The organism is Halostagnicola kamekurae, from assembly GCF_900116205.1.
GTDB classification, from domain to species: domain Archaea; phylum Halobacteriota; class Halobacteria; order Halobacteriales; family Natrialbaceae; genus Halostagnicola; species Halostagnicola kamekurae.
The window spans coordinates 41,617-55,856 of sequence record NZ_FOZS01000007.1 but is presented as its reverse complement, the minus strand read 5'-3'; the positions used below and the strand labels follow the sequence as shown (position 1 = coordinate 55,856).

The 14,240-nt window shown below is 52.8% G+C and carries 11 protein-coding genes and 2 pseudogenes; 7 read left to right on the top strand and 6 right to left on the bottom strand.

Going from position 1 to position 14,240, the window contains the following annotated elements; translation table 11 throughout:
- Positions 1 to 239, bottom strand: a pseudogene (locus tag BM348_RS21730) (hypothetical protein); the annotation flags it as partial.
- 671 nt (positions 240 to 910) lie between these two features.
- Here BM348_RS21730 and BM348_RS19295 point away from each other — a divergent pair.
- From BM348_RS19295 to BM348_RS21565, 3 genes are all read left to right on the top strand, one after another.
- Complete coding sequence (locus BM348_RS19295) at positions 911 to 1,237, top strand: hypothetical protein (protein WP_092907560.1); 327 nt, start codon at positions 911 to 913, stop codon at positions 1,235 to 1,237.
- A 499-nt stretch (positions 1,238 to 1,736) separates the two neighbouring features.
- Positions 1,737 to 1,910: a hypothetical protein gene (locus tag BM348_RS21570; protein ID WP_175507266.1), complete on the top strand. Its 174-nt coding sequence runs from the start codon at positions 1,737 to 1,739 to the stop codon at positions 1,908 to 1,910.
- A gap of 761 nt (positions 1,911 to 2,671) precedes the next feature.
- Positions 2,672 to 2,821, top strand: coding sequence for a hypothetical protein (locus BM348_RS21565; RefSeq protein WP_175507265.1), 150 nt, complete (start codon positions 2,672 to 2,674; stop codon positions 2,819 to 2,821).
- Positions 2,822 to 2,860: 39 nt separating this feature from the next.
- Here BM348_RS21565 and BM348_RS19290 read toward each other — a convergent pair whose 3' ends face one another.
- Together BM348_RS19290 and BM348_RS19285 are read right to left on the bottom strand one after the other, a co-directional pair.
- Positions 2,861 to 5,338, bottom strand: a complete 2,478-nt coding sequence (locus BM348_RS19290) for a PKD domain-containing protein (protein ID WP_217642048.1) — start codon at positions 5,336 to 5,338, stop codon at positions 2,861 to 2,863.
- 742 nt (positions 5,339 to 6,080) lie between these two features.
- Entirely contained in the window at positions 6,081 to 7,487 is a 1,407-nt protein-coding gene (locus BM348_RS19285) for a Cdc6/Cdc18 family protein (RefSeq protein WP_217642047.1), read from the bottom strand.
- Between the two features lie 809 nt (positions 7,488 to 8,296).
- On the opposite strand from BM348_RS19285, the gene BM348_RS19280 reads away from it, so the two are divergent.
- Both BM348_RS19280 and BM348_RS19275 read left to right on the top strand, forming a co-directional pair.
- Positions 8,297 to 8,644: a hypothetical protein gene (locus tag BM348_RS19280; RefSeq protein WP_092907556.1), complete on the top strand. Its 348-nt coding sequence runs from the start codon at positions 8,297 to 8,299 to the stop codon at positions 8,642 to 8,644.
- A gap of 800 nt (positions 8,645 to 9,444) precedes the next feature.
- Positions 9,445 to 10,734 (top strand): orc1/cdc6 family replication initiation protein, encoded by a 1,290-nt coding sequence (locus BM348_RS19275; RefSeq protein ID WP_175507267.1) that lies wholly within the window; start codon positions 9,445 to 9,447, stop codon positions 10,732 to 10,734.
- A 514-nt stretch (positions 10,735 to 11,248) separates the two neighbouring features.
- Here the strand turns inward: BM348_RS19275 and BM348_RS22530 are convergent.
- From BM348_RS22530 to BM348_RS19260, 3 genes and pseudogenes are all read right to left on the bottom strand, one after another.
- A pseudogene (locus BM348_RS22530) lies at positions 11,249 to 11,449 on the bottom strand (hypothetical protein); the annotation flags it as partial.
- An 84-nt stretch (positions 11,450 to 11,533) separates the two neighbouring features.
- The gene (locus BM348_RS19265; protein ID WP_092907551.1) at positions 11,534 to 11,971 is read right to left on the bottom strand and encodes a PIN domain-containing protein; all 438 of its coding nucleotides are present in this window, start codon (positions 11,969 to 11,971) and stop codon (positions 11,534 to 11,536) included.
- Positions 11,968 to 12,273 (bottom strand): AbrB/MazE/SpoVT family DNA-binding domain-containing protein, encoded by a 306-nt coding sequence (locus BM348_RS19260; RefSeq protein WP_092907549.1) that lies wholly within the window; start codon positions 12,271 to 12,273, stop codon positions 11,968 to 11,970. Before BM348_RS19260 ends, BM348_RS19265 begins: the two co-directional genes overlap by 4 nt.
- Positions 12,274 to 12,837: 564 nt before the next feature.
- On the opposite strand from BM348_RS19260, the gene BM348_RS19255 reads away from it, so the two are divergent.
- Both BM348_RS19255 and BM348_RS19250 read left to right on the top strand, forming a co-directional pair.
- Entirely contained in the window at positions 12,838 to 13,713 is an 876-nt protein-coding gene (locus tag BM348_RS19255) for a ParA family protein (protein WP_092907547.1), read from the top strand.
- Positions 13,710 to 14,111: a hypothetical protein gene (locus BM348_RS19250; protein WP_092907545.1), complete on the top strand. Its 402-nt coding sequence runs from the start codon at positions 13,710 to 13,712 to the stop codon at positions 14,109 to 14,111. The genes BM348_RS19255 and BM348_RS19250 overlap by 4 nt, the downstream gene beginning before the upstream one ends.
- Positions 14,112 to 14,240: the final 129 nt, after the last annotated feature.

Sequence of the window (14,240 nt, the reverse complement as noted above, 5' to 3'; positions counted from 1 at the left end):
GTTATCTCCCAACCACCACCGCTGGCATACTCCCAATAGATTTCACTCGTTGCAGGTTCGTATCGGATCGCCTGTAGTGAATCAGGTCCCGGCGAATGATATATTTTAACGTCGAACGTCCCATCATCCCATAACTGGATTCGGCAACTTCGCGGTTCTGGGAGTTCTTCGCGGGCGATTTCTTGCATTTGATCGACGATCGGTGCCAGTGGCTGCATCGGCGGAATTTCTCTGTTCATGTATGATCTTGGCCCGTCCTCCCGCAGGCAGCGGGAGCACCGGCTCAAACGTGGAAGTGAAATACTCGATTCTACAACGTAGCAGATCCACCCACAGCTGCGAGAAAACGGTGCATGAAGGGAAAAGACGACAGCAGATAAAGATCTATCGATCGTTCGAATTCGTTCTCGGAATTCTAAGAATAGTTAGAGAAATATGGAAGGGTGATTCCCTGCTCACTTCAGCAAAAAGCTATCGTGAGGCAACCGCACAATCGTTACTTATCGTCACCAACCGTCGCTTCTTCCGGCGGGGCGATATCGGTCTTGGCGGCCCTTGTTCGATCTCCTCATCTGTCGACCTCCGTCATATCAGTGACGAATTCAGTAGCTTCCTCAAGGCTAAGAACTTCTTCAGTGGATGATTCTTGGCTCACACGTTGATCTAGTGCGAAGTATTGAATTCGCACCATCTGACAAAACTGGTCGATTTCCGGAGGAATATCTACTCCCATGACATCGATGAAGTATTCAAGCACAGTACAGAGATAGTCGATACAGCGTCGGCTCCCTTTCCTGCGTTCTACAAGAACGACCATACGGAGGAGAAAAGAGATGGTAGTTTGGGTGGCGAGCTATATTAACCAACAATTTATAGTATAAGGGAGAATAGTGTTGGTTAAAGACCTGCAATGAATCGCCCCACTCTACCCGAAGAAATACCTCAGTATATCGCAGACGGGCTTAACCGCCAGGATAGTGATGCGCTTCATGCTATCGCAGCATATGCAGAGGAGCTTGCTGAGTACCAGGAAGCAAAAGTCAAAGCTGAACTCGAGGAGGATGAGGAGATCGTTCGCGAAGAGAGCTACGAGGATCCCGACCGACCAGACGATGTCCCCGGGAAAGCCTGTGTCACAATCAAGGAGATCAACGACAACAAGTACTACTACTATCAGTGGCGGGATGGCTCGAGAATTAAATCCAAATACAAAGCTCCCGTTTCGCCATCCGAGTAATGTATAACCGAATACAGGAGTAAGTGAAATTCTATAATCACCCACCAGTATTTCCGAAGCAATCTATAGCAATATTAGCTATATCGGTGGCTTACTGTGAATGCATTAAGCAGCGGAAGGTGTGGTTCTACGATAAAATCTACCCTCCACCGTTTCCGAAGCTATGGATTGGGTCACTAGCACTCCCTCCACTAGTTCCGGAGCTTTGTCTAGGTAGAATTGATGGAAACATCATACACCTGTCGTCCGTCATTCAAAGCGTCGCGGAAGGAATCGAGAGTTCGATTTAATCCCTTTCGACGTCAATTGGGACCATTTTGGTGCTAAACACAAACTCAAGCGGAAAGAGGCACGATTGATGAAGGGAGTGACTTGTAACACTCCACCGTTTCCGGAGCTTTTTCTAGCAAGTGGTTTCGATGACCCACACCACTATTTCCGGAGCTATCCGCGAGAACTCGAACAGGAAGATACCTCCCCACGTTTCCGTCGTTTCTCCGTGACGTCCTCTCGATCCACACGTTCGAGTTCAAGCAACGAGAATGGGAACAATCGCATCGAACGGATTACGGACGGCGGTCATCCGCTCGAGGAGTCGAGCCTCCAGACGCTCTGTGCAGACTGTCACAGCGAGAAGACGGTCGACGAGAACAGCGGTCGAGTCCAGCACTGAACGTGATGCTTACCAACTATCTGGATTTCGAGTCCTAATCCGTGTCCACACCCCATCGTGTCCAGTGTCTTCTCACAATCTGCGAATCGAACTGCACCCCCACTGTGTCCAGTGTCTCGGATAGCTCGAGAGTAGCAGGTCACCCCACCGTGTCCAGTGTCTTCGCGACCATTTCGGTACTTAGACGACCACCCCAGTTTGTCCAGTGTCTCAGACTCCTCGAGAGTAGCAGGACACCCCACTCTGTCAAGTGTCCAAATCACTAGCAGGCGGGAGAATACACCCCATCGTGTCCAGTGTCTTTCGGGTATCAGAGGGTCTGATCAAGACGCTGTTGATCGGCGTCGGTTACCCCACCATGTCCAGTGTCTTGCCAGAATAGCAGGGAAGACTCCGTTGATGAAGAACTCTAAATGTAGAGGAGAGTTTAAGAGGTCTATTGAGAAATAAGTCCGAACGGTGGCTAGCCCAGTAGTAAGTGGTTGGGTTGAGATAAATACAACAACTTCCCGACCAAACCGACACGCAAAGACACTGGACACGATGGGGTGGGTGTGTCCACAATCTCCAGCAATGCGAAGTGGCACGCACCCCTTCGATACCGTTGTACAGAGCCACAACTACCAATTCACGACGCCGACTGAGACATTATTGACATGACGACCACCGACGCAATCCACGCTCGAGACAGTGTATCTTGAGCGTGTTAACCAACACCTGCGACTTCATAGCTCGCTTGTTGGTTAACACAAGAACAGCCGATGTCCTACAAATCACCGACGCCGCAAACGGTCCTCCCGGCCGATATCGTCGACACGCTCAACGGATACTCGACGGGCCAGCTCCAAGACGTTGCCCGCTACGGCGAAGAGCTCAGAGTGTGCATCCGCCTGAACGTACTTATCTACTAACCCCGAAGAACGTGACATTCAGCGCTCCGTACTAACGATCTATTCGACGGTCACGATGACCGTTTCAGTGGTTTCAGCACCCGTGTTATCGGTGGCGGTCAGCGCCACAGTATACTCACCGGGCTCTTCATAGCGGTGGGCGTTCCACCAGCCTTCGGCTATCGTCCCGTCGCCAAACGTCCATTCTAGTGAGTCGATCCATCGCTCGTTGCCCGACGAGTCCTCAACCTGGAACGTAACCCGTTCGTCGACGGATGGGGTCGTTGTGCTTGGGATGAAGCGTGCGATCGGCTCCGTCAGATCCTCGACGGTGACTGTGATGGTATCAGTGGTCTCCGTTCCTTTGTTGTCGGTCGCGGCGAGTGTGACAATGTACTCGCCGGGTTCGTCGTACTGGTATTCCGTCCACCATCCCGTCGCGGCGGTACCGTCACCCAGGTCCCACTCTACGGAATCGATCCACTGTTCGTTATCCGACGCGTCCTCGACTCCAAAGCCGAGTCGTTCACCGATGGTAGCCTCCGTTGCGTCGGGATTGATACGCGCGATTGGGCGCTGGTCTGAAGGCGCCTCCGTTTCATTGAGGTTAGACGTTACCGGAATCGTTGCCTCATCGTTAAGGTTCGACTCGGCGTCGGTGACCGAGCCGGTTCCGAGGCGTAGATCGGATTCTACCCCTGCAGCGATGTCATTGAGGTACCCACGTTGAACACCGGGTGCGCTGGCACTCCCCATGAGAACGACCGTACCGCCTGCCTCCGCGAACGACGCGACGGCGGCGACTTCGTCCTCGGTGAACGCAGATGCCGGGGTCGTGATGATAAGCGCACGGGCTTCGGTGAGTCGTTCGCTGGCGGCCGCCGTTGTAACATCGTTGACCTGCTCGAAGAGGACGTCCTGCCCTTCGAGATACCGCTGGTAGTACGCCGCGTCCTCGTTCGAGAGCGAATATTCGAGATTAAACTGGCCGTGGCCACCCTCGATCAGCACCGGACCGTCCTCACGGTCGCTCAGATCGTTGATCAGTTCGGTCGCGAAGGCGAAATTTTCGTATGTTGATGTGTCGACAGGGTAGTCTTCGACCTCTTCGTATGTTTCACTGATGATCGGAGCGCCGAGATACGCCAGGCGGGCATCGTAGTCGACGGCCGCCAGCGGGACGTCGCCCTCGTACGCCGTTTCAGCACCGCTTCGCGTTGCACTCGAGGCCGCGAACACCGGGACGCGGTCGGGGGAAACGGGTCCTGTTGTCGTGACGATGCTTTCAGGGTTCGGGAAGAACAGATCCTCGACGGGTCGGTCCCGGATGGGCGAGGAGGCGTCGGGATCGCTTTCGGACCAGACCCCGAGGCCAGCATCGCGGGCTGCGAACTCCGCAGCGAGGAACTCGTCGTGGCGAGCGAATCCGGAGCCGTAGACGCGGGCGTGACCTTCTTCGACGACTCGGCGGTTGTATAACGTGTCGCGTGTGCCGTCACCGGAGGCGTCGTAGGTGAGGTAGCCGAGTACGCGGCCGTATTCGTCGCGAACGGGTTCGGTCGAATCGAAGGAGAGTTCGACCGTATCACCGGAAGAGAGTTGTTCTCGGGCGAATGCAGTCGCCGCCTCGCCGGCCGATTCGAGGTAGTCATAGGACTCGATGCCCTCCCACTCCGCAGCGCGCTCGGTACTCGTCGCACTTCCCGTTTCGGGGGTATCAAATCCAAGCGTACGGATGGCTTCCTCCTGACCACCATCGAACGCCACGTCGATCGTATCACCGTCCGTTACCTCTACAACCTCGACGGTGTAGGTTTCGTCGCGCTCGAGTTCGAATCCTAGTCCTTCCCGCTCCTCGAAGTACTCGAATTCGGTATTGAAGTTCGACGTTGTCGGAACAAACTCCGTGTAGACGTTGTTCTCGGGGTCATAGACCTGGTCGTCGTTGAATCGGAACGGAGCATCGATCGCCGCTGCGATCTCGTTGAGATTGTCCGTCGCGTCGTAATTGCTGAAATCGGACTGGTCGAATAGCAGAAGCGTTCCGCCGCCATCGACGTACGACCTAACGGCAGCGAGCTCGTCCTCGGTGAACGCAGATCCTTCAGGAGAGGTAACGATAGCGGCGTCGGCGCTCCCTAGATCACTCGCTAAATCGGTGGTCGCCTCGACGGCGTAGCCGTTGGTTTCCGCGTAGTCAATGAACGTACTAAACTCGTCGGTATCGTAGAACTGGCCGTGTCCCTCGTCGAAAACGACCGATTCGCCGTCGGTTTCCTCATCGAGGACGTTCAGCAGGAACTCCTCGTTGCCGTAATTGAAATCCGTGTCGTTCTGGCCGATCGGTGCACCGAACGCAACCACGTTATCCGCGCTCACGACGAGCGGGATCGATGTATCCTCGGGGTAGGAGACAGCGTCGCCGTTCCCGTCCTCGTCGCCATTATATGCCGTTGGACCGGCCCACACGGCGACCAGTGAGTCGTCAGTCAGCGGCTCGCTCTCACTGTTCAAAATGCTCGCCGTTGAGTCGAACATCAACGGCTGAATCGTCTCTCCTTCACCGGGCGTTTGAGCCCCGGTTACAGCCGTTCCGGAGACCGCCGCGGCGCCTGTAACTCCTAAGCCAGTTAGGAACGTTCGTCGACGCATTGTGTCCCCGATCTGGAGGGAAAGTACAAAATACTTGTTACGAAATACTTTCCATGCTAAAATAGGACAACGGTCATCTCGATAGAATACTCAGACAGTACGCGCGAGTCGGAAGCGGCGGTGCACACCTTGTCTTCGGCGAGCGGACGATCGACTCGATCTGCCATCGGAGCACGCTCGAGGAACTCGCGGCGATGCACGACAACAGTGAACTACCCACCCTGCTCGTTCCTCAAACTGCGCTAACTAGACAGTGCCGCTCTGTCAACCGCCTCGGGGTAAAGCCCCGTAGCATCCGCCTTGTACCGCCTGTGAATTCTGAGATTGTTTCGACGTAGCCGCCCGTGTGCAAATTGAAAATAGGCGAGAAACACCACAGAGAACACCAAGCAAACTATTTTTCACACCAATAACGGGGAGCGTATCGGATAAGACCTCACCTCACACCACCTTGCGAGTGTTCTGACTACACCACCCTGCAAGTGTTCGGCCCACACCACCTTGCAAGTGTTCTAAGGAACACACACCATCCTGCAAGTGTTTTCTCATAGATTCCGAGACCCCTACTACACCATCCTGCAAGTGTTCGCACCACACCACCCTGCAAGTGTTTTGTATCTGGTACGTGTCAGACAAATTTCCAGAGTACCTGTTGTTCTTCACTGGACTCGTCTGGGGGTTCGAAGTCGGTCGCCTCGTCTTCTAGATAGTGATTGAGAATTTCGTTCACGTTACTCGGAACGGCATTACTATAGGACGACTGAAGCGCAGCGTCGATAATATCGGCCGGATCATCGGTGACCTCATATACGTATTTCCGACCACCTTTCCGACCCAGGTTCTTCTCTGCGGACCGGACGAGTCCCTGCATCGACAACTGGTCAAGGAACTCGTAGATCTTGCGTTCGGATTTTACTCGCCGGCCGCTCGACTCTGCGATCGACGAATAGAGATTATAGATCCGTTTAGTCGCTGCCTCGTGTTTCGGTTCGATGAACGCAAGTGTCGTTGCAAGATACGTGAGCGCTTGTTGGGAGCTCAGATCCTGCTCAAAATAGTCGAGGATTTCGTCTTTTTCGATCGTATCGGTCGCTCGCCGTGTGTGCTCCTCAGTGACGGTATTAGCGTCTTCCATACGTGCGTACTCGCCAGCTTTCTCGAGGATTCGAAGGCCTTGGCGAACGTCACCCCGTTCCTGAGCAGAGAAGGCGGCTGCCAGCGGAACGATGTCGTCCTCAAGAACGCCGTCCCAGAACGCGATATCAGCGTAGTATTCGAGTATATCCTGGAGCTCATTTGCGTTGTACGGTCCGAACTTGATCTCGCGCTCCCCAAGCGTCGATTTGACTTTCGGCTCGAGGACATCGACGAACTTCAGATCGTTCGAGATCCCGATGAGACCGATTTTCGCCTCTGAAATAGGTGTGTTTTCGTTAGCTTCGGCACGAGGTAGTTCGTACAAGAAGTCATTACGGGCATCGGGCGGAATGTTGTCAATCTCGTCGAGAATGATGAGAACGTTGCCCCCAACAGCCTCTATTTCCTCGTAGAGGAACTCAAAGACACGATCTGTGCTATAGCCACTGTCCGGAAGTTGGTTATCTGGTAAGCGGAACTCGTTGACGAGTGATGTGACGAGTGCGTAGGAGGACTTGTAGTTACGACAGTTGATCGGCCCGAGGACAGTCAAGGGAACGTCCTGTGAATCTGCTTTCTCTTGGAGTTTGTCACGGACCCACTTCGTGACTGCCGTTTTACCGACTCCCGTAGGCCCGTACACGAAGACGTTGTTCGGGGCATGGCCGACGACAACGTCTTGGAGTGCGTTGATATAAAGTTCGATCTCATCATCCCGATGGAAGATGGTCTCCGGTGTGAACGTATCCTTCTTTAGGGGCTGCTTCTGCTCAAAGATGGAATCCTTCTCGTCGAAGGGATTTTCGTCAACGTCCACCATTGTCTGCACTTCTCTAACCGACGCTATTAAAACTACCCACCACCCTGCAAGTGTTTCAACTGTTTGGAGCGGGAACACACACACACCACCCTGCAAGTGTTCTCAGTTTCAGAAATAGTGGGGGAGAGTTGAGTAGATACGATGTTGGATACTCCTGAATATAGCGGAATAGAACGGTGTTAGGTGGTAAGAGGACAGTTTTCTCGACTACTACTAGCTAACTCTATTAAGAATGTTGTTGTTGTGCTAGTTATTACCTGGAATAGAATTAGAGGAAAGAGGTCTTCAAGTCCACAAAAATGGGGTTTAGGGGATCTTTCCGCTTGGATATACTCCTTCTATATTCTTCTCTTTATATATCATCGTTCATGCCAAGATGACCCCGTTCACCTGCTGGAGTAAAGAACACTTGCAGGGCAGTGTGTGTGTGTGTGTGTGTGTGTGCATCACCACGCTATCTTCTCTAGTCCGATAACATCAGAAACGGGGTGTTAGTTCCTCTAGCGTCGATACCTGTTTATCAACGACGTCCTGAAAACCGCTATTTCTGGTAGACTTTCTCCCACCCTTTCGACCGTTTTCACTCTGGACGAGGGTGTGTAGTCACTTATTCATTCCATCTCTTCTTCTAAAGATGTTGTTCAGTGCGTAAAATGCTACGACACCGTCGATCGGGGACGGCTCCCTGACTCGGCAGAGGTTGAAAAATCGTGGAGGTGGTGAGAGCTGCGATCAGAACGATATCAGATATCGTCGATCAATTTGTCCATCTCTGACTCGAAGACTACTCATGAGGCCTTTTCAGAAGCGGATGGGGGACAACACCACCGTCTTAACCAACAAAACTATGGGTTAGCGTTCCGTGTTGGTTAACACGAGAACAGCCGATGTCCTACGAATCACCGACGCCGCCAGCGGACCTCTCGGCCGATATCGTCGACACGCTCAACGGATACTCGCCGGGCCAGCTCAAAGATGTTGCCCGCTACGCCGAAGAGCTAGCCGAACACAAGGAACGCGAAGCTCGCCTCGAGGAGGGTTCAGACGACTCCGATGTCAAAGAGCGTCCGAACGACCTCCCTGACAGCGTCCCGTCGAAGGCCACGACCACTATCAAGGGGATCAACGATAACCGCTACTATTACTGGCAGTGGGGAGACGGAGATCAGATTAAATCCAAATATAAAGATCCAGTCAACTCAGGTGAGTGGATCACAACAAGGATTTCGACGTAACTGTCCGTGTGCAAACCGAAAATCGGCGAGAAACAGCATGGAGAACACTAAGTAAGGCAGTTTTTCACTTCGATAACGGGGGGTGTTTGGACGAGAGATTACCTCACACCACCTTGCGTATTCTAAGGAATATACACCAGCCTGCAAGTGTTTTCTCACTGCCTTCCGTGAACCTACTACACTGCCCTACAAGTGTTCACCCCACCACCTTGCAAGTATTCTGACTACACTGCAAGTGTTATGATCTATGAAATATAAGTTACATCACTATATTGCCTGTTGTGCTTCACTGAACTCGTCTGGGGTTCGATGAGCCTGGTTTTCACATCGATGACAGGGGGAGTAACACCCAGTTACACTTCGATGGTGGGGTGTCACGAGGCAGCTTACACTTCGATGATGGGTAGTGGAGTTGGTTGCATCGAAATACCAAACCGTCAGATCTACAAGAAGACAGAGATATTCGAGTTACACATCGATGACGGGGAGTCTCTCGTAGGATATACTTCGGTGTCGGTTCTGACAAAGACGGCGTGTATCAGTCGAATATGGGGTAGAGATTGAGCATATCTTCCGGATAAACATCGATGGGGGTAAATCTTTTTAACGCCTCGCCGTACAGAAAGCGTATGGCCGGTAGTGATCAGGATGGAACGGACCAATCTACCATCGAGGAAGGAACTCGTTCTAGAGCTGGCGCAGAACACATAGAAGCCGGTGGGGAGAATGCTGCTGGGAACACGACACCTGAGCAAAACAAGGAAAACACAGAGGACAGTACGCAGCGGTCAATCCGAGATATGCTCGACGATGAGGGGGAGACATCGGTTTTTGTTAATCGAGACCTCGTCGAGCCTGACACGATTATCGATGAAGAGCGAATCGTCGGTCGCGACGACCAACTCGAGTCCGTCGTCTCGTTTCTGAAACCAACGCTCCAAGGGAACAGGCCTCCGAATATGCTTCTGTATGGTCCTGCTGGAACGGGAAAATCACTCATCATTGGGGCAGTCACACAGCAGATTATCGAGCTCTGCCAATCCAAAGGCGAACGCTTCGGCGTCGTCGATATCAACTGCCAGCCGATCAACACTCTCGATCAAGCGGTTTACGAGCTCGTTCAGACCGTCGCGAAGGATGTCGACATAGAAGTCGGCGTCCCAGAAACGGGTGTGTCAACAAAGCGCAAGTACCGACGCTTGTACGAGCTCATCAATGAACACTACGACTCGGTTATTTTCATCCTCGACGAGATCGATCTCCTGGTCGGCAGACGGACGAGCGACGAACCCGCGTACTCAAAACTCCTCTATCAGTTATCGCGAGCGAGTAATACAAACGAAATCGAGGGACAAGTCTCAGTTGCAGCACTGACAAACGACCCAAAATTCATGGAGGACATCGACGGTCGTGCCGAGAGTTCGTTTAATCCACGGGATATCTATTTTCCTGATTACGACGCTAACCAGCTCCGCCAGATACTCGAGAACCGTCGTGACGCCTTCCGGTCCGATACCTTAACTGACGACGTACTACCGCTCGTGTCGGCATTCGCAGCCCAAAGCCATGGAGACGCACGAAAGGCAATCGACCTATTCCGCGGTGCCGGTGACCTCGCGGATGAACGTGGTGATGAGAAAGTTCGCGAAGAACACGTCCGCGAATCCCAGGAGGAAATCGATAAGGACCGCTCACTGAAGCTGATCGAGGGACTGACCACCCAGAAGAAGATATCTCTCTACGCGACCGCTTCAGTCGCCCATTTCTCCAATTGGTCCGGGAGTTCCGTTCCGAGCCCGGTCGGCTTCAAGGTCTACCAGTGGATTACCGAAGAAATCGATGCTGACCAGATGACACGGGAGACCTATGTCAAGTACGTCAAAGAACTCTCCACGTATGGCCTCATCTCGACATCCCGGAAGAGTCGAGGCCGTGGTGGCGGAATGTACATGGAGTTTACGTTCACGGGAGACCCCGAAGCGATGATGAGTCGAATCGTCGATGATACTCGTCTGGAAGCGATTGCCAATCATGAAGATCTACTTCAGCCCGTCGTCAACGCCCAGTTGAAGGAGTTCCACAATCAGTGATTTTGCGGGCGGTTTCAGAAGACTCGCGGGGACACACCCCCCGTCTTCGATGTGTAAACTCGAATCCGATCCCATAGGGACTTGACCCGATTTTCGTGATCGACGAGTTCGGGTTTCGCACAGAAGTGGAGATCGTTGCTCACATCTCTATTGAGTACCATTAGAATCACCTGCGTTTGTCCTGAGTGTTGAATACCCTCCCCCCGTCATCGAAGTGTAAATAGGTGAGAGGTGGGGTAAGGGAAAATATGGATGGAAGCGTTGATAGTCGGTATAGAGGGTTAACAACAACGATATCGAGAAGAACAACGGACTCAGTGAGCGACTGAGTCATTACTCGGTTTATCAAAGTAACCTTCTCCAAACCTCGTAGAATGATCTATTGCGGATATAGTTATCATGGAGGCTATATAAATCTTCGTCAGACAAAAGATGATTCTGCGTTAGATCCTAATTCGGATGTCTAAACAGTCCTTGAGTCGTTTCTCGTCGTTTTTGGCTGTTTTGACTATCTTTACTTTTTGCCCCTCCCCTCTATGTGAGGTTTTACACATCGATGTCGGGGGGAGGGAGGGGTTCGGTCCCATCCGAGCGATGACAGCACACGTTCGACAGCTCGGACCAGCTGCGTCTCGTAGTACGAGGCATCGTAGGTCTCGATCTCTTTGTGGGTGAGTGCGACACGGTCATGCGAGGACTTCCTGTCATCGAGAATTCTAGTGGTGACGAAGCGGTTGGACGCTCTCACGACGCTCTCAAAGCATGAGAACCCATTGGGTCTCCAATAGACTCGACTAGCCTAGACACCACTCTCGCGAAATCGAATGAGATCGACATCGATCGGAAGCGTCTCGAAGTCGTCATCGGCACCGGCGATAAGTGTCGCATCCGTCTCGTGGGCGAGTGCAACGCCATGAGCGTCCGCGAACGAGATGTGGCCATCTGCCTTCACTTCGGCGGCAAGACGCCAGTCGGCTTGCGTAATTTGAATTCCCCACCGCTCAAGCGCACGGAGATCCCGATCGGCAGTGCGAAGTGAGTCTGTCGTTGGTTTGTCGTCAATTCCTTCGAAGCGAGCAATGAGATACAGTATTTCACCAGCGTTGGTTTCTGCCAGTAGCCCTTCGACAGCCCCGTCACGAACGTCTCCAAGATACTCTTCGACGACGCTCCGACCTGGCTCGTCATAGAGGTATGCGATGATCGCTTCGGTGCCAAATACGTACTCGTTACTCATTCGTCCCTCGAGTCAGCCGGTCGAAGTCGATCAGTACGGGCATCTTCTCGCCGACGTTCCTCGTGTTTCAGTTCACGAACTCGGTCGATCACCTCGCCACGTTCGCGATCAGCATCGGCGTGAATCCCGCCTAACTCTTCGAGTGAGGGAACTGGTTCGACAATGATACGCTCGTCCTCTTCGTAAATGAATACCTCTCCAGGGGTGTCGATCCCGAACTTCTCTCGGAGTGTCTTCGGGATCGTTGCCTGTCCCTTCTGCGAGACGCGTACAACCTCTGGGTCTCGAGTACCACTCGACATATTATGTTGTACTTCAATCCCTAAGTACTACTATCTGCCGATGAGGACGCCCCCTTGTTTAATCAAAAACTCACACATGTCGGACTCCGTTTAGAAGCGCGCATTGGATGCTGAGACAGCGTACTCATCGACAAGACATCTGTCCTCTTTGGTAAGTTCCTCGAGCAGTTCGATGAGTGTATCACTTCGACTATAGAGGCTTATGTCTGCGTCTGTGCCGTCCCGGATACGTGACACCGAGTCGAGGTCTGTACATTCGGTTGAACATCGCTAGCATCGTCCAGAGCTAGTTTTCATGCTTTGTATTCCCGGACCTTTCTCTCTGATAGTTACTGTAGTAACTTGTCTATGGCTCTCACGCCGATCTCTTATCTCTGGTGCAGATCCAAGAAATGTGTCTATGGGTGTTATCTTTGTCTCTTGTCTTAGGAACACATCTAAGATATTGATCTAAGACTCTCACACAAGATATTTGGGTAACACATCCATCTAACTCACACATCTGTCACTCATGGGTAATTTGTCTGACGAAGTTACTTATCATACGGAAACATCCACGTAAGTATGCTATCGTACACTGTTTACAGCGAAGCTGGCGGCGTTGGGAAGACAACGCTAACGGCGAATCTAGCCGTTGCGCACGCTCGAGCCGGCCTCGACGTGCTGGTCGTCCCGCTGGATCCACAGGATGGCGATCTCAGTCGAATGTTGGGCGTCGACGACGATCGTGCGCGAAGCGATGTCGACAACCTCGTTCGGCATATCGTCAATAGCCCCAAAGGCGCGTTCAAAGATCTGCCGAAAACAGCGGAGGGTGTCGACATCCTCCCAGAACATAACATGCTCTCGGATCTACGCGATCACCTCGAGCGTGAACAGAGCAAGGCTGAAGATTTCGGTGATGCCTACAACATCTACGCCCAGCTCCAGCGCGTCCTCCAGGAGGGCGGTGTCGGTGACCACTACGATGTACTAATATGTGATCCGCCGGCAACTGAGTCTGATCATCTCTACAATGCAATTTATGCAACGCGAAATCTCCTGATCCCATTCGAGCCCAGTGCCAAGGGTGAAGCGTCAGTTGAGGGCCTCCAGGAACTCGCGACGAATTTCGCCGATCAATTGAACATTGAGATTGGTGTGCTCGGTGCAGTCCCAATGGGTGTGAAAAACACGAGCGATCAGGAGCAACTGATCGACGACATTGAATTCCCGGTCCCTGAGGTAATCGGCGATCGGACATCACTGATGGAGGGCTGTTGGAAAAAACAGTGCTCAGCGTTCAAGTACGTCCGTGAGTATCGCGACCGACAACGGGACTACGAACTCGAGACGCTCGCGAAGGTCGACCGCATCGCTCGTCATATCGAGTCTGAACGCGGGATCGAAGCACCAAACCCACCAGAACCAGGCGCACTCGAGCATGGGGTAGTCCAATGACGGGCTTCAAGACTGGCGCGAGTGGTGACGATCCGTTCGACGACAGTTCTACTGACGACACTGATCGGGATCCAGATCCGGTCGACACCGACCCTGAGCAATCCCTCGAGGCACTGGAACCGTCGACCGACGAGACCGACGTCTCATCGCCGGCTACAGGCAGCCTCCCATGGCTCTATCAGCGGGATAGTATCACGGACGGCCGGACCAAGACCGTCCAATTACACCTACAGCAATCAACACTTGACGAGCAGCGCGACGCGAGACTCTCGCTCGAGAACGATCTCGGGGAGACCGTCAATAAGGCCGACCTTCGCGAGGCAGCGCTGCTGGTCGGGTTACAGAATCTCGAGGATGTTGAGGGGATTCTCCGTGAATGGGGTTACGACGTAGAGTAGAACCTTTCAATCCAGTAACCTTCTTGACAAACTCTACGAGTTCTCTGGAGATGGAACTCCCATACCCTACGCTCAAGAAATGTATAAAGCGCTATCCGCGATATTTTCTTTGGACAACAGAAGTTGAGA